At 40.8% G+C, this 18,857-nt stretch carries 18 protein-coding genes and 1 tRNA gene; 7 read left to right on the forward strand and 12 right to left on the reverse strand.

The genetic code is table 11. The features are described from left to right. Nucleotides 1-178: 178 nt before the first annotated feature. From istB to PGX00_RS11610, 4 genes are all read right to left on the reverse strand, one after another. Complete coding sequence (gene istB, locus PGX00_RS11595) at nt 179-934, reverse strand: IS21-like element helper ATPase IstB (RefSeq protein ID WP_272136409.1); 756 nt, start codon at nt 932-934, stop codon at nt 179-181. Then, a complete protein-coding gene (gene istA, locus PGX00_RS11600) occupies nt 924-2,429 on the reverse strand; it encodes an IS21 family transposase (protein WP_272136411.1) in 1,506 nt (501 codons plus the stop codon). The genes istB and istA overlap by 11 nt, the downstream gene beginning before the upstream one ends. A 76-nt stretch (nt 2,430-2,505) precedes the next feature. Next, nucleotides 2,506-3,408, reverse strand: coding sequence for a hypothetical protein (locus PGX00_RS11605; RefSeq protein WP_272136413.1), 903 nt, complete (start codon nt 3,406-3,408; stop codon nt 2,506-2,508). Between the two features lie 526 nt (nt 3,409-3,934). Then, nucleotides 3,935-4,951 (reverse strand): IS110 family RNA-guided transposase, encoded by a 1,017-nt coding sequence (locus tag PGX00_RS11610; RefSeq protein ID WP_272136416.1) that lies wholly within the window; start codon nt 4,949-4,951, stop codon nt 3,935-3,937. A gap of 377 nt (nt 4,952-5,328) precedes the next feature. On the opposite strand from PGX00_RS11610, the gene PGX00_RS11615 reads away from it, so the two are divergent. The 4 genes from PGX00_RS11615 (at nt 5,329) to PGX00_RS11630 (ending at nt 9,959) form a co-directional block, all read left to right on the forward strand. Continuing rightward, a complete protein-coding gene (locus tag PGX00_RS11615) occupies nt 5,329-6,633 on the forward strand; it encodes a sulfatase-like hydrolase/transferase (protein WP_272136418.1) in 1,305 nt (434 codons plus the stop codon). A gap of 69 nt (nt 6,634-6,702) precedes the next feature. Next, entirely contained in the window at nt 6,703-7,914 is a 1,212-nt protein-coding gene (locus tag PGX00_RS11620) for an anaerobic sulfatase maturase (protein WP_272136421.1), read from the forward strand. A gap of 431 nt (nt 7,915-8,345) precedes the next feature. After that, the gene (locus PGX00_RS11625) at nt 8,346-9,113 is read left to right on the forward strand and encodes a C-type lectin-like domain-containing protein (protein ID WP_272136422.1); all 768 of its coding nucleotides are present in this window, start codon (nt 8,346-8,348) and stop codon (nt 9,111-9,113) included. 72 nt (nt 9,114-9,185) lie between these two features. Beyond that, nucleotides 9,186-9,959: a C-type lectin-like domain-containing protein gene (locus PGX00_RS11630; RefSeq protein WP_272136424.1), complete on the forward strand. Its 774-nt coding sequence runs from the start codon at nt 9,186-9,188 to the stop codon at nt 9,957-9,959. A 204-nt stretch (nt 9,960-10,163) separates the two neighbouring features. Here the strand turns inward: PGX00_RS11630 and PGX00_RS11635 are convergent, their stop codons facing one another. Both PGX00_RS11635 and PGX00_RS11640 read right to left on the reverse strand, forming a co-directional pair. Continuing rightward, nucleotides 10,164-10,613: a DoxX family protein gene (locus tag PGX00_RS11635; protein ID WP_272136427.1), complete on the reverse strand. Its 450-nt coding sequence runs from the start codon at nt 10,611-10,613 to the stop codon at nt 10,164-10,166. A 113-nt stretch (nt 10,614-10,726) separates the two neighbouring features. Further along, a complete protein-coding gene (locus PGX00_RS11640) occupies nt 10,727-11,503 on the reverse strand; it encodes a C-type lectin-like domain-containing protein (RefSeq protein ID WP_272136428.1) in 777 nt (258 codons plus the stop codon). A 229-nt stretch (nt 11,504-11,732) separates the two neighbouring features. Here PGX00_RS11640 and PGX00_RS11645 point away from each other — a divergent pair, with 229 nt between their 5' ends. The 3 genes from PGX00_RS11645 (at nt 11,733) to PGX00_RS11655 (ending at nt 13,301) form a co-directional block, all read left to right on the forward strand. Then, on the forward strand, nt 11,733-12,242 hold the full coding sequence (locus PGX00_RS11645) for a hypothetical protein (RefSeq protein WP_272136430.1): 510 nt from the start codon (nt 11,733-11,735) through the stop codon (nt 12,240-12,242). After that, a complete protein-coding gene (locus PGX00_RS11650) occupies nt 12,226-12,783 on the forward strand; it encodes a hypothetical protein (protein ID WP_272136432.1) in 558 nt (185 codons plus the stop codon). The genes PGX00_RS11645 and PGX00_RS11650 overlap by 17 nt, the downstream gene beginning before the upstream one ends. Before the next feature lie 137 nt (nt 12,784-12,920). Continuing rightward, the gene (locus PGX00_RS11655; protein WP_272136434.1) at nt 12,921-13,301 is read left to right on the forward strand and encodes a DUF4405 domain-containing protein; all 381 of its coding nucleotides are present in this window, start codon (nt 12,921-12,923) and stop codon (nt 13,299-13,301) included. A 669-nt stretch (nt 13,302-13,970) separates the two neighbouring features. Here the strand turns inward: PGX00_RS11655 and PGX00_RS11660 are convergent. The 6 genes from PGX00_RS11660 to PGX00_RS11685 form a co-directional block, all read right to left on the reverse strand. Continuing rightward, nucleotides 13,971-15,746 (reverse strand): DUF5906 domain-containing protein, encoded by a 1,776-nt coding sequence (locus PGX00_RS11660; RefSeq protein ID WP_272136436.1) that lies wholly within the window; start codon nt 15,744-15,746, stop codon nt 13,971-13,973. A gap of 294 nt (nt 15,747-16,040) precedes the next feature. Next, complete coding sequence (locus PGX00_RS11665) at nt 16,041-16,265, reverse strand: helix-turn-helix transcriptional regulator (RefSeq protein WP_272136438.1); 225 nt, start codon at nt 16,263-16,265, stop codon at nt 16,041-16,043. Between the two features lie 99 nt (nt 16,266-16,364). Next, nucleotides 16,365-16,640, reverse strand: coding sequence for a hypothetical protein (locus PGX00_RS11670; protein ID WP_272136440.1), 276 nt, complete (start codon nt 16,638-16,640; stop codon nt 16,365-16,367). A 6-nt stretch (nt 16,641-16,646) separates the two neighbouring features. Beyond that, a complete protein-coding gene (locus PGX00_RS11675; RefSeq protein WP_272136442.1) occupies nt 16,647-16,931 on the reverse strand; it encodes a hypothetical protein in 285 nt (94 codons plus the stop codon). Nucleotides 16,932-17,201: 270 nt separating this feature from the next. Beyond that, nucleotides 17,202-18,416, reverse strand: coding sequence for a tyrosine-type recombinase/integrase (locus PGX00_RS11680; RefSeq protein WP_272136444.1), 1,215 nt, complete (start codon nt 18,414-18,416; stop codon nt 17,202-17,204). Nucleotides 18,417-18,740: 324 nt separating this feature from the next. Next, nucleotides 18,741-18,828 (reverse strand) — tRNA-Ser (locus PGX00_RS11685). Nucleotides 18,829-18,857 lie beyond the last annotated feature (29 nt).

Below are 18,857 nucleotides of genomic sequence, written 5' to 3' on the forward strand. Positions count from 1 at the left end.
ACCCAATCTAAAAAATAATATAACGCCGCGTTAAGTAGTAAGCAACGCTACCACCCGAACTAAACTATTACGCCATAAACACGAAACTGTTAATTTGCACTTAAATCTGATCCACGATTTGCATCTAAAAGTGATCCACCTAAGTAGGTCTATTTAGACCATATTTTCAGGTTAATTTCTACTTGGTTTTCTCCTTAGACTTCTTCTTTGACTCTTTAAATCGATAACTGTCATTGCCTGTTTCAATGATGTGACAGTGATGAGTGAGTCGATCGAGTAGTGCCGTTGTCATCTTTGCATCACCAAACACCTTTGACCATTCAGTAAAGTTAAGATTAGTTGTGATAACAACACTTGTGCGCTCATAGAGCTTGCTCAGTAGGTGGAACAGCAAAGTGCCTCCAGCTTGACTGAAAGGCACATAACCAAGCTCGTCCAGTAACACCAAGTCGCAGTTCACTAGACGATTAGCCATGCGACCAACATGACCCGCTTGTTTTTCCTTTTCAAGTGTATTAACCAGCTCTATGGTTGATAAAAACCGTACTCGCATCTGATGATGTTGTATCGCTTGAACGCCTAATGCTGTGGCTAAATGAGTTTTCCCTGTTCCTGGCCCGCCAACAAGCACGATGTTTTGGCTATCTTTAATAAATTCACAGCGATGCAGACCTCGTATTAAATACTCATCGACCGCACTTTCGCCAAAATCAAAGCCATATAAATCGCGATATACTGGGAACTTAGCGGCTTTCATTTGGTAAGCGATACTGCGTACTTCTCGGTCTGCAACTTCCGCTTTAAGTAAGGTTTCCAGTATTGGCTGGGCTTGTTGATAGGCGGGTGAATTTTGAGAAGCAAGTTCTGTAATACTGCTGACCATACCGTGAAGTTTGAGTGTTTTTAACGTACTTAATAGGGCTTCATTGTGCATGACGCTGACCTCTTAATTCATCGTAACGAGATGTATCGCTGGTTGGCTCAGTAATCAGTCGTAACCCTTTCGATACGGGAGCTGGCTCGACTGGTTCAGGGCTAAGTAATCGACTTAGGCAGTTTATTACATGTTGTTTTGACGGTGTTCCTGCTTCAAGTGCCATTTCTATCGCTTGCTCTACATGCTTTTCATCGTGATGCAGCACCAACGACAGCACTTCTACCATTTCCTTATCGCCACCTTGGCGTTGCAGTAAGATGGATTGCAAGTGCTTAAAGCTATCAGGTAATAGGTTAAATGGCGCGCCATTGCGTATCGAGCCTGGTTTACGTTGCGCGACCAATAAGTAATGTCGCCAGTTGTAAATGATACGTGGCGGCTCATGTCTAGGATTAAATACTCGTAAATGCTCAGCGACTTGCTGTCCTTCTGCAAGCAATGCAATTTTATCGGGATAAACATGCAGGCTAACTCTACGATTAGCGTAGCTCGCAGGAACAGAGTATTTGTTTCTGTCGAAGTTCACTAAGCAAGTGGAAGATACGCGCTTACCTTGTTCGATAAAGCCATCGAATGGTGCGGTAACCTTCATCAGATGAGGTCGCTCATTAAGCCATACTTGTTCGATAGTTTCATTGCTGTATTGAGGATGTTTACGTGACTGCCAATCTTGCACGCACTGCGCTTCTAGCCACTCATTGAGTTCAGCTAAGGCTCGTACTTTCGGAGCACGTTGCCAGATAATGGAGCGAGCATCACGTACGTTCTTCTCAATTTGCCCTTTCTCCCAACCTGCGGCGGGATTACAGAAGTCGGCTTCAAACAGATAATGGCTGACCATGGCTAAAAAGCGACGGTTTACTATGCGCTCTTTTCCCTTCTTTACCGCATCAACAGCGGTTTTCATGTTGTCGTAAATGCCACGCTCAGGTACGCCTTGAAACACTCGAAAGGCATGGTTGTGAGCATCGAACAACATCTCATGGCTCTGGGCATAATAGGCACGAAGTAAGAAGGCTCGACTGTTACTAAGTTTAAAGTGCGCTACTTGTAACTTGGTTTTACAGCCATTGATGTAAGCCCAGTTTTCGCCCCAATCAAATTGAAAGGCTTCACCTGGTGCAAACTCAAGTGGCATATACATCTGTTTTGAAGAAGTGAGTTTTTGCTCTTCTCGCCATTTACGGACAAAGGAAGCGACCCTATCGTATGAGCCGCTATAACCAATAGAAACGAGGTCTTGGAACAAGTTTTTGACCGTTTTTCGCTGTTTTCTCGGTCGCCTTGCTTCGCGTTTCAACCAAGAAATCAGCAGCTCCTCAAACTCATCAAGTTTACTTAATGTACTGCGTTTAGAGTAAACAGGCTCGATAGTTTGATCTTTTAAATACTTTTTAACTGTATTTCTGGAAAGCCCAGTACGTCTAGCAATTTCCCTTTGCGACATCCCTTCTCGAAAATGCCAGCGACGAATAACGCTTAATAATGACATGTCTATCACTCCACATACTCCTGCTCTAAGTCAGCAGGATCTAGATTAGATTATGTGGATCAGTTTTCGGTGCAAATCAGGGGATAAAGTGGATCAATTTTGGCTGCAATTTAACATTCCATCTTGATAACTTCAATCTAGATTTAACATAATGAGAGGCAGTAGCTTCATCCATTTCCTGTTGGTACATATATTGTTGAGCATATGGGTAATGGTATTTATAAATATCATCTCCATATTTTGACAATGCTTTCTCCACACCAAATTTTTCAGCAACACACAAATGGCAAATATTATCAGCATATGATGCTTGCTTATATAAACTGATAAGTTTGTATGGCCAACTACCTGAAACATATGAAGACTTTACTTCTTCAGCATTTTTATAAGCATTGTCAATGTAACTTTTGGAGCAACTACAGAAATATATATCACCTGTATTTGCTGTTTTGAAAGTCACTGAAGCACAACCTAAAACTTGAGGCTCTTGGTGCAAATCACATAAAAGAACATCATTATTAATGGATATATCTTTGAAGAATGATGGAGATAGCTCTAAAGTAAAGATTTGTAATTCAAAATTTGTTTGTGTTTTTAGCTCTTTCTTCTTCAAACGCAAGTTTGACACAGCCGAAAATGGAGATTGAGCTATTTGCATCGTTTTGCTTTCAAGGTGAACCGCTTCAATACAAGTTCCCGAATAACACGGTAACTTGATGGTAACGTACCAAGTGGAATAGCCTTCTTGCTGAAGGCAAGACATGCTTTTACTTCTAGTTTCGGTATGACTTCGATAGATCGTCAATGATACTGGTTTTTTTAGACAATCTCGAAAGTGCTCTGTAAATTCTTGTAGAAGCGTGGTTTCTATAGCGTTTTCAAGAATATCAATAAGATTAACCCCAACATTATCCCTTAGAGCTACCTCCATGAGAGACTGTAAATTCTGTTGATTTAATTCTATTTTGACAGTTTCCATAGGACTCCATATTTACCAATCTTCATAACGCTACTTAGACGTCTAAAAACCGATTTTAATCCTTACATAATGCCGTTTTTTATTTATCACTTCAATTTATAATCAATAGGTTAGTGACTATACTTCGAGCTTAGACTGCTCAGTGACGTTTATTTTTTGATGTCCTGAATTCAGATAACTTTTGGCAGGGCAAACGCACGTTAACAAGATATGAATGAGTATTAGCACTAACAAGAAAAGGGGCAGATCCGAGTTACGTTGGACTACCCCGCTAGCACGGGTCTGGACAGAATGTATGGTACGCCCCGTTTTTGCAAATGATAAATCAAAAATAACGGAGCTGGTTTGCGCTAATGTATTCGGAGTCTAATTGAGACTTTTTCTTTAGCCCCAGCTCCACGATGAGATCCGCGCCAGATTGTCCTCAAAAGCGTGAAAGCATTCTATGTTGCTGTTCTGTCCATCAGGTCTTCAATCTGGTGGTCTAACCGTTTTGTCATCTTTATATATCATCTGCAAATCTGATTTAAACTCTTACTTCAAAAGCTTTATGGGTAACCATTACTGACCATGCTATCCGAGCTAATTTGTTTGCTAAAGCTACAAGTGCAACATTGAATGGCTTGCGTTGCTTCAGATCAATGAGCCAAGAGCCAAAGTTACGTTCCGCCGTCCCATCCCTCCAGATAACAGCTCTAGCTGCATGGACAAATAATTCTCTGAGCTCTTTGTTTCCTCGTTTGGATATCCCAAGCATTCTTGATTTACCACCAGTAGAATATTGATGCGGGGTTAAACCAATCCAAGCGGCAAAATTACGACCATTAGCAAAATCGTGAGGGTTCACAACCGCTGACAAACAACAAGATGCGGTCATTGGCCCAACTCCTAGAACACTTTGTAAAAGAGATAACAATTCATCATCTTTCAGCAAGTTTTCTAATTTCTTTTCCTGCTCTTTAATCCATGTATTCAACTGATTGTAATGATCTAACTGATCTCTAAGCTCCAAAACTAACATTGGTGGAACGGGTTCTTTATTGTCGGCTAGATACTGAAATAGGTTCTTCATGTTGTGATGCCCTCTCGGAAAACTTATTCCAAACTCCAGAAGAATTGAACCTATCCTATTCATGCATGCTGTTCTTTCCTTGATATAACCTGCTCTGATTTTACGAACAACAGTACACACTTGTGCTAATTCGCTTTTTGGAGAAACAAAACGCATATTTGGACGCATTGACGCTTCTGCAATTGCGTCAGCATCAATGAAATCATTTTTGTTTGTTTTTACGTAAGGTTTAACATACTGAGCAGGAACCAACTTAACTTGATGCCCATAAGACTCGCACCGTCTCGCCAACCAATGAGCACCACCACAAGCTTCCATCGCAACAATAACGGGCTCATGAACGGATAATAATTGAAGTAATTTTTGTCTGTTAAGCTTCTTCCTGAAGACTTCTCTGCCTGAATAATCATGGCCGATAAGGTGAAATGTATTTTTTCCTAAATCGATGCCGATAACGCGAATAGTAGTCATGATGGTCACCTTTATTTAACTGAACCTAACAATGTTAAGTTTAGCGTGTGGGTGGGGCGTACCATCTTATTAGTGAGTTTGAAGCTTCGGACGAAATCTACCCATCAGAGAGTTTTCCATCTCCCAAACAGCAGAATGCGGCACCGCTTCAGGTGATGCCGCTCGTGCACTAAAATGGACAAAATCTGTCACATTAAAGTAGAAGTTTCTGACCATACACTCGAATATAAATGCCAAATATATGCATGTGATTACAGCATCGCTCGCTTACAACCTTTACGTATCTTTACTCTCTTCTAAACCAAACCTAAACATAATTTCCAGCGGTATAAAATAAACTGTATCTGTTTATCCAAACTGTATCGAGAGGATACAATATGAAACTTTCATCCGCTGTCAGTGCAGCATGTTTAACGGCATTACCTTGTATTTCAATGGCCAATGACTCACCTAACGTTCTGCTTATAATTGCAGACGATATGGGAATTGAGGCCTCCAATTGTTATTCACTGGGTAATCAACAAGCGAAAATGCCTAATATTGAAGCCATGTGCAAGCAGGGAATGGTGTTTGAAAATGGTTACTCAGCGCCAGTCTGTTCACCGACACGAGCCACTATCATGTCAGGCCAGTATGGATTCCGTACCGGTGTCGGAGCGGCTATTCCCCGTATAGGTGGAGAAGGCCGAGGTTTGTCAGCAAATACAACCAGTTTGTTCGATGTGTTGGAAAAGAGTAACTATAGCACCAATGTTATCGGCAAGTGGCATCTGGCTGATTCCGGCAATGACTATAATCACCCGACTGAAATGGGTGTCCCTGATTATTGGGGACTGCTTAAAGGTGGTACTCGTAGTTATTTTAACTGGGATGGGGCAACACAAGGCAAGCGATTTGACTCTAGCGTTTATACCACAACAGATTTCACTAACCAGGCTGTTGACTGGATAGATAAGCAAGACAATCCTTGGTTCCTGTGGCTTGCCTATAATGCGCCGCATACTCCGTTCCATCTACCCCCAGTTGACTTGCACAGCAGCGATGAACTGTCCGATGATACTAACGCTATCAAGGAGAACCCACTCCCATACTACCACGCCATGCTTGAAGCGATGGATACTGAAATTGGCCGATTGTTAGATAGTATGGAGCTGGAAGAGCGAGATAACACAATCGTTATGTTTGTGGGTGATAATGGCTCTCCTAATCAGGTAGCGAGTGACTTATATGGTGTGCATGACGCAAAGGGCACCATCTATGAAGGTGGCACGCACGTTCCTCTTATTGCAGTGGGACCAGGTGTTAAGAAAGGACGCACAGAAGGCTTTGTTAACACAACTGATATATATACTACGGTTGCAAGCATTGCCGGTGTTGAAGTTGATTTAGTCGATTCTTATGACTTCAGTCCGCTACTCTCCGGAAAATCGAATGGACGTGATTATATTTACGTCGAACACTTTGAAGAAGTAGTAAAAAGTAAAGGTGGTACGTTTGGCTGGGCAGTGCGTGAAGGCGACTATAAGGTTGTTCAGGTGAAAGATGTAACTCAACCTGAGCTTTACGACCTTTCAAAAGATCCACTTGAGCAAAATGACCTGCTGGCTGACGGTATTTCTAAATCAGAAAAAAGAATCGTCAATCGTCTCCAGGCTCGTTATGAGCAAATTCACGGCTCATAAATTCGATAAGTGATCCTAACCTTGGCTCCCTCGCTTGGGAGCCTTTAATTTCAGTTTTTGGAGTATTCAATGTCTAAGACATTCCACCTGATGGCAAAACCAACCAGCTTTCATTGTAATCTGGGTTGTGATTACTGCTTTTATTTGGAAAAAGAAAACATAATGCAAGCATCCACTCAGAGGAAACCTTCCTATGCAATGAGTGATGATGTACTCCGGATCTATATAAAGAGCTATATTGCCAGCCAGCCGACTCAAGAGGTTGAGTTTGCTTGGCAAGGTGGTGAACCGACAATGGCAGGCCTAGCTTTTTTTGAAAAGGCGCTCGCTTATCAAGAAAAGTTTTCTAACGGAAAAATCATCCAGAATAGCTTACAAACTAATGGTGTGCTACTGGATGATAAATGGTGCAAGTTTCTAAAAGATAATGATTTCCTGATTGGTTTATCGATTGATGGGCCAGAAGAACTGCATAACACCTACCGGGTTACAAACACTGGACAGCCAAGTTTTAAGATGGTGATGAGAGCGGTAGAGCTGTTGAAAAAGCACAAGGTGAAGTTTAATACGCTAACTGTGGTTAATAATACTAATGTTCATCATCCAGTTGAAGTCTATGAGTTTTTAAAGATTATTGGGTCTACGTTCCATCAATATATTCCCGTCATCGAGAGTCAGTCATATCAGGGTGTGGGGGAGATCCGCACCATAAATATCGGTCATTCGACGGAAAACTTGTTGCCGTTCAGTGTAGATGCCGAAGCTTATGGCGATTTCATGAATACCATTTTTAACGAGTGGGTTCGCAACGATGTGTCTAAGGTTTATATTCAGATGTTTGAGAGTGCATTAGCTGCTTGGGCAGGTTATGAACCGAGCTTATGTATTTTCCAAAAAACCTGCGGTGACGCTATGGTGATTGAGCAGAATGGCGATATTTATTCTTGCGATCACTATGTCTACAACGATCACGTGATTGGTAATGTACTAAAAGATAAGCTGAGTAAGATACATGGCAGCAAGAATCAGATAAAATTTGGCAAAGATAAAGCGACTCAGAGTGGCACCTGTACCGAATGCCAATATAAAGTAGCATGTAACGGTGGCTGTCCGAAACACAGGTTGACGACAGATGAAAGAGGTATTCCTCACAATATGCTTTGTCCGGGATATAAAAAGATCTTTGCCCATATCGATCCCTATATGCAGTATATGGCCAGAGAAATTTCGCAAGGCCGAACCGCAGCCAATATCATGAATGTCGCCCATTTGATTCGATAAATTGGATAAAAACTAAAAGCTTCCGGCGAATTATTATGTGGGCAACTAACATTTTGAAGAAGTGAGTTTGCCGTGTTCGGCTCTGGCACAGCTCTGGACCGATGTAAGTTTGAAGCTTCGGACGAAATCTACCCACCAGAGAGTCTTTCATCTCCCAAACAGAAGAACGGCACCACTTCGGGTGATGCCGCTCGTGCACGAAAATGGACAATAGTGAACATCTCAAAACGTTGCTGATAGATATACTATATGCTGCATAATAGTCTGGTTATGCCATATCCAGTGCTAGTTGTACAGCATGTAAGATCGATTATACCGATGAGCGTAAATTTATGTAAAGCTATCCCTTCTAAACTAAAACTAAACTCGTAACACTCCTTCCCGTCATAGAATTGAAGCTGAATTTACTAAGTAGATAAGATGGGTGGACCATGATTGATGCAAGAAACTGTTTAGCCGCTGTAGGGCTATTTGCGCTGTGTTCGGTAGGAGCACAAGCATCTTCTGAGAGCACAACAAGCCAACAAAAAACAACTCAGACTGTTACGATAAACTCGGTTGACTTCAAGGTTGCCGATTACTATGAATTCTTTACCTGGGAAACACTGCCAAGTGACGTTCTTTATGAAAAAGAACCACTCCAAACCTTTATAAATACTAATGGAGATAAACATTATTACCACGTTGTTTACCTTCCTAACGGAAACCTGAACTGGTTTCAGGCAGCCAAATTAGCCGAAGAAGCCGGTGGTTACCTAGCCTCCATTACATCTGAAGCTGAAAATAGTTTTCTATTTAGCCTAATCGACGATCCTAAATACTTCTTCCAGTTCCCTAAACATGTCGAAGGCTCGGGCCGGGCTAACCACTATGAGATCATGATTGGACCTATGCTGGGTGGTTATCAACCCGAAGATGCTACCATCCCAGATGCAGACTGGCACTGGCTTAGTGGTGAAGAGTGGAGCTATACCAACTGGGCCCAAAACCTTGATGATGGTGTAATCGATAAAGATCCTCGCAATAATACCCAACCAAATGACTCCGGCAAAGAGAAAAGCCAGCGAATCCTTGGTTTCGGCGAGTTAAACCAACCTGTACCAACATGGGGCGATTACTCTGATGATGCTGGTACCTACGGCCGAAGAGGCCCTGGCCGATATGGATTTATCATCGAATACAACAGCAAACCTGAATAAACACGGAATATAACCACAGCGGGTTGTCACTATCAAGTATCAATAATTTTAATCCCGGAGAATTAAAGTGTTATGAAACTACAAACTCCCCTGATTGCAGGAGCTATTGGTTTAGCTCTGTTTAGCACCGCTCAAGCTGATGAGCGAGTTAACCCTTTTAAATACGATGGCCCGGATCAAACGGTCGTAATTAACTCTATCTCTTTCGTTGTGGAAGGCAATTACCAGTTTTTCACCTGGCAGACACTACCTGAAGATGTGAAGTATGAACGACAGCCTATCGTCAGCTTTACTAACCCTCAAGGGAATACTCACTATTACGAAGTGGTTTATCTGCCTTCTGGCAACCTAAACTGGTTTCAGTCAGCTAAGCTCGCTGAAGAGGCTGGCGGTTATCTAGCTAGCATCACCTCGGCCGAAGAGAACGCCTTTCTCTTTGAGTTGGTAAACGATGAAAAATACTTCTGGAAGTTTCCAAAGCATATTGAAGGTTCGCGAGAACCGGATCACTACGAAATCAAAATTGGCCCATTCCTTGGAGGTTATCAACCTGAAGGTTCAGAAGAGCCCCTCGGAGATTGGAGCTGGCTGTGTGGTGAAAAGTGGGAATACTCAAACTGGGCACAAGACCTTAACGATGGTGTTATTGACCAAGACCCTCGTGATGGTACTCAACCTAATGATTCTGGCTGGGGACAACGGGTCATGGGCTTTGGCGAGATGAACAAACCAGTACCAACCTGGGGCGACTATATGGATGGTGTGGGTAACTATGGTGTTGATAAATCGCCTGGGAAATCCTACGGTTTTATTATTGAATACAACAATAACCCTGAGAAATCGTAGCTGAACTCTGTCTCAACTTGTTTTTCATTCATATCAAAACTAACGAGATTTAAATATATGAGAATGGGTTGTCATTTTGACAGCCCATTCTCTTTTCGAACTGTACTTGCTTGAACATCGATAAGCCATAATACGAAACTGGCGGCTCCCACAATCAACATACACCAGACGATGACCGGCTTACCTATTAACTCTAATGCGTTACTATTGTTCAGAAATAGCGGTTCTTTTCTTATAAAAAAGGTTGTCGAGCGAATACTTCCCAGCTCCATTGACGATAAAAAACAGGAACACAGACATCATGGCCAGTTGATATTCATACCCACCTTTAACGATATTGTAGCCTTTAGGAAGACCGAGATAGATAAATGCGTAAATCATGCATATTGATAACGAGATGGCGCCAAAGCGGGTAAAGCATCCCAAGAACAAGGCAAGGCCCCCCAGCATCTCACTTAAACCGGCGAGAACGACCATAAAGCCGGCAGGCTCAATACCTATTTTGGTAAACATCGCCGTATACTGTTCTATCCCGGTTAGTTTCCCGTAGCCGTGATACATCATGGCAAAACTAACAACAACCCTGATAACCAACTCTGTCAGCCCTAGATTGCTTGGTTTAAGAACGTGATTTAACAACTGATCGATTTTCATGATTTTCTCCTTAACTGAATGAATAATTATCGAATTTATAGACATAGGCATGAAAAAGTGTACTCTTGTCGACACAAAAATGGGCGCTCTAAGAGCACCCATGCACGACATTATTATTTAGGCATGGACTCGAATTCCATGATGAATGCATAAGAGCGGCCTGGTAGTCTGTCACGACCATAGGTGCCAACATCGTCCATATAGTCACCCCAGGTCGGTACTGGCAGGTTCATTTCGCCAAAGCCCATCACCCGCTGCCCGTTACCAGAGTCGTTAGGCTGGTCATTAGGACGCGGATCTTTATCGATTACACCATCATCAAGGTTCTGAGCCCAGTTTCTGTAGTTCCACGCCTCTCCACTAAGCCAGTTCCATCCACCCGTAGGCTCTTCCGCCCCTTCAGGCTGGTAACCGCCAAGAAAAGGACCGATAGTGATTTCATAGTGGTTGTGTCTGCTCTGACCTTCAACATACTTAGGGAATCTCCAGAAGTATTTTTCATCATTCACCAACTCGAAGAGAAAGGCATTCTCTTCTGCTGATGAAATCGACGCCAGGTAGCCACCCGCGTCATCAGCCAGGTATGCTGCCTGGAACCAGTTCAGGTTGCCATCCGGAAGCTGTACAACCTGATAATAATGCGTATCACCATTGGTATTGGTAAAGGTCTGGATAGGCAGTTTGTTGTAATTAAACTCAGTCGGGGCATCACGCCAGCCAAAGAACTGGTAACTGTCTGACACGCTAAAGGTTACGCCATTTATGACGACTTCCTTCGTGGCAGTACTCATACCCTCTTCCTCTGGTGGTGCTATATCATTGTGTGAGCAACCAGCGGTCAATGCTATGCCAATAGCAGCTAAGGCAAGATAAGTTTTTGATTTTTTCATCGTCAATATCCTAATTGAGTAAAACGTACCGGCGAATAATGTTCACCGTGAGACAACAATTAGAATCTTACCCATCTTCACTTCGCCACTAGTTTATATTCGGTGTAGAAAGCCCATTTTTACTTAAATTTACACAGTTCAACATTGGGTAAACCAAAACTAAACCATTTGAACTTTTACTCGCGGTAACCTTACTGTGCGTTTTGTTATATGCGTCAGGAGGCCACATATGAAACTCAAAGCTTCGGTAGGTGCAACAATAAGGGAAAGGTCCATGGTATTAAAAACCATTTTCCGCGTGTGCATTGCACTGACAATCTCATTCATGCTCGCAATTGTCTGTATTGTATTTACTCCTAAAGTTTTTACCTCCTCGCTTGAAACCACCTTGGTGCTTCTACCAAAAAATCAGTTCCTTGAGTACAACATTCTTACAAAAAGTGAATTACTCACGGAATATCAACTTACAGAAGTCCATGAAAGTGATGAGTCGAACTTTAAGCAACTGAGAAAAGAACTGCCTAATAGCCGGGATGACAGCGTATTTTTCGCCCGTATGTTTGTAATGCAGGATTATCCCCTGCGTTGCCAATATACATTGGTTGGAATGCACAGAACGCTTGATGTTGCATGGCAAGTAACCGGCTTACGTTGTGGTAGCAGAAAGAGCTGCAAAGAAGCACTCGAACTTCAGATATGTAGAGATAAGAAGGAGCCGCAACATGAACGCCATCATTAAAGTTGTCGTGTGGGTCGTCATCGTGGTAATCGCCATTGTCGGTATTCGGTGGCTCAATAACACCTACACCCTATCTGAAATGCAGGAAGCCATCACGAATAATCAGTTGTATGTACTAACCGGATATGCCGCTCTGATTTCAGTCAGAGGTGTATTATTTATCCCAACTATGCCTTTAATTATGGTTATGGCGAGTGTCGTTGAATCCTGGCTATTCTTTAGCGTGACTTTAACCGCTTCCTGCTGCTCTGCTTACGTTGTATGCCTGGCGGTAGACTATCTGGATATGCAAAATAAACTGAATGTTCTTCCTGACACATCAGTAAAACGAGCTCAAAACTGGGTTAATTCGATGGGCGTGGCCGCTGTAGCTGGTTGGGCATTTTTCCCGCTGGTATTTACGGAGATTATTGTCTATCTCGCTCGCCTGTCAGGATTAACAAAGAAGCAGCTTATTGCGTCCGTAGCTATCGGTGAAGGGCTTCTGATTGGTTTGCTGACCTCTTTAACAGAATGGGTAAGTGGGCTGGTTCAATATTAACCTTATAAACAAGCTTCACCGGTTGAGCAAATGTGCAGAAAATAAGTACAAAATGTAAATCAAAGTAAAACTGCTAAAAATACACTTCCCACATAGATAATATAACCTCACATATTGCATGGTTTTAGGGGGCAATGATGCTTAATAAACTCACGGATAAATCCTGGCTCAGTCCTTTTTTGGCGGTTACCTATCTTGCTGTCTCTGTCACTGGTGTTTGCCTGCTATTTCATATCGACTTTTATGGAATTCGACCTATTCATGATTGGGGTGGACTCGCGTTTGTTATTGCCGGTGTACTGCACTCAATCGTCAACTGGAGAAAATTCACATCATATTTTACCAGAAGCATAGAAAGACAAAAGGCCATTTGGGGAGCCGGTGTTGCCACAGCGTTAGTAGCTGTCCTGCTCGTATCAATGGGATCGGGAAAAGATGGTCACAGACACCGCGATCACCATGAACGTGTTCATGCCAGTGTGAAAGCAGACGTCAGTAGTTATGCAAATTTAGAGTGAACTAAATTTGACTGCTATGCTCATATCTGGCCATTTCTGTTCACAGACGGCATCTTATCAAGCGGCGCCGTTCTTCGTTTTGCAGTAGCAGAAGCTCTCTGAAGGGTAGATTTCACTTAATATACACGTAACAATTTGGCTTTATAGCTTCACGTAACCTTGCATGATTATGCGAGCATGGCTCTGGGCTAGAAATGTTTAAAAGTGCCAGTTTTTGGGAGTTTTCGTGCATTGCTCGTTTGCTCTCTGCGATGCGGGAAAAGTCAAAAAAGTTAGTGACGAAATTTATCGGTCAAAAATCTCACCGAATTATAAAGGGGCAAAAGTGCTTTAGCCTACCTGCATCGCTATTACTGAACTAGCCAATAAATGACCAAACTATATTGTCCGCCGACAGCAGACCTCACTAGTTATCACACTAATTATATGAGAGAAAGAATGTCCTAAGTTAAACTTTATAAATACAAAATTTTAATTAAAAGTTATTAAGCAGGCTATGACGGTGTAGAAATTGAGCACATAATGAAGGCAGAGCAATGTACTCAACTTCAGCAGCAAAAAGAACTGAAAACTTAGGACAGTTAGGGCATGAAGCCTAACATAATGAAATAATTATTATTATTTATGTCCTAAGTTAGAAATTTCTATTTTTAACTTAGGACACTTCGGTCACGAACAACTATAGTATTGGTTAAACAGAGTAGTCATTTCTTTTAAAGGTGGAGTTTGGTAACTGTTTAATCGTGGTCCAACACCTGCAACAGTTACCTTCCCTCCGTCCACAACATTAACGACTTTTTTAAGAAACAACCCTAACTTTTGTTTGTTGCAACGGTCGTAACTTTTAACCCCCATTTTTTCACAGTAGCTAATGTAATTGTCGAAAAATTCACTTTTTGGAATTTTTCGCTCATTCTCAAGATCGAAAAACTGCCTTGTTCCATCAAAACAACCATCATCCAGAACTCCCATCAACCAAGTCGCTTCACTAGGTAAAGACTCTAATAATTGCTGTTGAGTTGCCTCTGTTTTAGGAGCTTTGTACAAATTATACGGACTAAGATCATAGTTCATCAAAAAATTGAAAAGTTGGCCATGGACTTCTGGTGAATCAACTAATTTATAAAGTTCATCAAAATACTCTTGATCTTGTTTTTTCTGCTCAGAAACCTCAAGAACAAAAAATCGTCTTTCATCTCTCGTTTGAGGCACTGCCCAATCGTTGTTTGTACACATTATGAAACGGTGATAGCTATCAAACTGAACTGCATCTTTTCCTTTTCCTTCAACGATAATAGTTTTTTCAGTTATTAAGGTCTTTAACTTTGCGGCATCTCTAGACGCTCCGCTCCAAAAGGATTCCTCAACCATTACAAACAACTTGTTTGCTAATAAGCTATTGAATTTACCTAAAAAATGTTGGCTATCTTGAATTCTGACTGAATACTCTTTAAGTAGATGCTCTAGTAATACCGCTACTGTACTTTTCCCAGTACCTTTAGACTCAGATTTTAAAACTACGCAAACACCGGTTTTTTCGGCTGGTTTTTGAAATATATGTGCCATCCATGCAAGAAGATAATGAAAATACTCATCATTACCCTGGCATATAATATGTTTTAGGTGCCACATAATCGGTTCAAGTAAATTATCATTATCAATAGGTGACACCGAAAAACCTTCCCACAAATTCAAATATTTAGAACTAATTGGATTTGATGGGTCGAAGATCACACCATGAAAAGTAAGACGCTCATGAGATTTCATCCATACATCAAAGCAGTTCTTTGTCTCTAACTTATTTCCATTTGAATAGGAAAACAAAAGATTGTTATAAAAATTGCGTTTTTGATTTGGTGCAGAAAGTTCAAAATAAACATTCTGTTTATGGTCTGATTTTTTCTCACAAACAAAAGTTTTACCACTATGCAATACAACTGAATGGCTTGAATTAAACTGTCTGACAATTTCTCGTTGATAATAATCAAATGGCTCCTCACCAGAAGATGTGCAGAGCTTAAGTAACACGTCATAGGTCAAAGCATTGCTATTCTCTGATACCAAGTGCAAATAATTATCTTTTGTGAGATCAACGCTAAACTGTTTAATGGCTTCAACAACAAGAATAATATTCGGTTGCTGTTTTCTTCCTCTTAAGTCTTCAAGCCCGTCACAAAACTTTTCTGCGTCCCATTTTGAGAAGCCTGTATTTACTAATTCATCATGCACAGCATCAGCAATTTGTTTATTATTAGGTTGCCTATTGGGTTCAACATACAGCTCTTTAAATACGCTTAATATAAGTTTACTATTGTTATCTTCTATCGATTCAATATGTAACTTATCCACGTCCGCTAGCCCTATAGGCATTTCATGCAGTACTGCGTCAACTAAAGCTTTTACGTAACGATAAGTATCAGCCTCTTTAACTTTATTATTTTTCATACTATTATTAACCTGAATCTATCGAGTAAGCTTAGAGGTCCGGCAAAGATATCTTTCTTACTCAGGTTATAAGGCTTTGAGATCTTCAAAGCCTTTTATTTTCTCTGATTTTTCAAACTCCAACTCCCATAACAGTCGACATAATCAAGTCCTAAGTGTCCTAAGTGTCCTAAGTGTCCTAAGTGTCCTGATTAAACAAGTTTAAACAGTATTATTTAACTTATTGTATTTATTATAATTTAATACAACTGTCCTGAGTGTCCTAAGTTTTTACTACAATCAGCACTAATTTTCTTATTGACGGTGACTTAATTTTTTTTGACGCCACTCTTCACAATCCGATTGCAACCACCCTATAGAGTTCGCTCCTAATGAAATTGGCTTTGGAAAGTTTCCAGCGGAAATCCAGTTATATATGGTTTGGCGAGAACGAGCACCTGTAAAACGTAGCACTTCTGGAAAGCGCAAAATTGGGTCGAAGCCGAATGATGGGTTGCTATTTACTTGATGTTGTTTCATGTGTTTCCCCTTGCCACTAATTGATTTGATTGGACAAGGAGAATGTAACTATTAATAGTACGAGATTGCTGAAACTTAATTATGTTTCATTGAAAGAAGTTATTTTTCATCTCCCCATTTTGAGTTTTTAATCCAATCGCCAATTGAACGATCACTAACTTCTGGCATTGGCAAAGATTTAGTTGCCATCATTGCATTAATTTTATCGTACAAAGCATAAGGATCTTTTAATGTCTCTGCTCCCAAATCAGGATGAGATGCAATTAATGCCTTTAACAAATCTTTGAGTTGCATAGACGGTTCACGAGGCTTTCTCTTAGGGAGTTCTTCCACAGGCGCAACATTACCTTGTGTGATCAATTTAAAAACTTCCATCAAGTCTTAGTTTAAAATTAACAAATGCTCAAGGGGGTTTACTTCTTGAGGTTTTGACAGTTGAACTTTCAAACCTATAAAATTCTGTGAACAATTCAGCTTCAAAAATGAAAAGTAAAGTGGTCGATCAAGTCCTGATTTAGTACGGAAATGGTCAAATAAATCAATCTCAATCAACCCCATAAACGTTAAATTAAGTTTGAAACTATCTATCTCTTTTATGCTTTTCTCATCTATATTTTCATCTTCAGGTGAATCAACACATATTGAATAGGAATCTGAATCAAACAATTTCGATAATTGCTCAGTGTCGGAATCACAATAAGATTTGACTATATTCCTCCACTTCTGCAAAGAAATATCATCACTGGGAATGAAAGAAAACCGGGCTGTTAACTCAAACCATTTATGCGGAATAAGGTACGTGACTAAATCCTTGTTATGTAACCAATAACAGATTTCTTCTTCACTACACGGCAGCAGTTATATAACTCTACCTAAAGAAAAATGGTCACAGCTGTCAATAATATGTTCAATATTCTGAATTTTATCCATATCTACTTACCTATGTGAATTTGTGATAGACATAGAACCATAACTAGCCTTTTCGATATGGTCACTCCACCATTTCATTAATGGCTTACGCTGCTCTAGGTAGTTAGATCGGTTGTATGCATTGCGAATCGCATCTTTGCCGGTGTGGGCAAGCGCAGCTTCAATTACATCTGGATTAAATTCTTGTTCATTCAACGTTGTTGATGCTAGCGATCGTAAACCATGCGCTGTCGTTCTACCTTTAAACCCAATCCGGCTTAAGGCTTTATTGATACTTTCTGCGTCCGTTGGTTTTTTGGGATCTCTTATTGATGGGAAGACATAGTTTCGGTGACCGCTAATAGGTCTCACTACATCGAGAATAGCTAATGCTTGTTCAGTGAGTGGGATTTGATGTTCTTTTTTCATCTTCATGCGTTCTTTGGGTATTATCCACAAACGCTTTTCTTCATCTATTTCCTCCCATCTCGCCCCTGCTGCCTCACTTGAACGGGTCATAGTATGAAGTTGCCACTCAATTAAACATTTAGTTGTTATTGCCATATTTGCTTTAGCGACTATTCTGATTAGCTCTGGCAATTCCTCTGGCTTTAATGCCAGCATATGTTGAACTTTGGGCTTGCGAAATACTTCTTTAATACCAGTTAAAGGATTAGCATGAACAAGACCAAAATTTACCGCAAAGGTCATGATCTCATTCAAAAGCTGAGCAGTGCGCTTAACTGTTTCTAACCGCTCTTTCTTTTCAAGAGGTTTTAATGCGGCAATCGCCATAGGAGCGGTAAGCATAGTAACAGGAATCGAGCCAATGCTAGGAAATGCGTGTAGCTCAAGCTTTCTCCAATTCCCTGCGATGGTATTTGACCCATTAAGGTTAACTTTAGTGTCCCTCCAAAGTTCAGCAACTGCCTTGAATGTATTACTTTGTTCACTGGATATTTTTGCTTTCTGTTCAGCTTTAACAAGCTGGGGATCTATACCTTCTGAAACTAATTTCCTAACGTCGGTCGCTCTAGCTCTTGCATTGGCGAGCGATACATCAGGGTATGCACCCACTCCTGTATAGGTTGGTTTTCTAGTGGTCGGCTTGATATACCGACATTCCCAAGATTTCGAACCACTTTTCCGTATATGTAGATAAAGCCCACCACCATCGCTGAGGCGATATGCTTTATCTTTGGGTTTTGCGTTTGCTACCTCTTTCGCTGTTAGCTTAGCCATGCTCACTCCCTAAAGTAATACTTCTAAAAGCCCAGTCCTGTTCCTCTAAATATGAGTAACACCATTAATTTTAAGATAATAAAATCAATTTGTTATATCAAATTAAAATGAAATAAGTTTGATCTAATTTGGAAAAAAGTAATGCCAAAATTAGTTACAAATGTAATGCCTATTTTTAATATAGTACAAAAGCATTACTAATAGCATTACTTTAAAAGTTAGATAGAAATGGACAAGAGTGTGCAGGAATTGACACTAAACTATTGATTTAAATAAATTTAAGGCAAGAAAAAAGACGCCATTAGGCGTCTTTAGACATGAATGTGGCGGTGAGTGAGAGATTCGAACTCTCGGTACGTTGCCGTACACACACTTTCCAGGCGTGCTCCTTCAGCCACTCGGACAACTCACCGTATTTTGGGTTGCTAGCTTTTTATCTAC

Source organism: Vibrio algarum (assembly GCF_028204155.1).
GTDB classification, from domain to species: Bacteria; Pseudomonadota; Gammaproteobacteria; order Enterobacterales; family Vibrionaceae; genus Vibrio; species Vibrio algarum.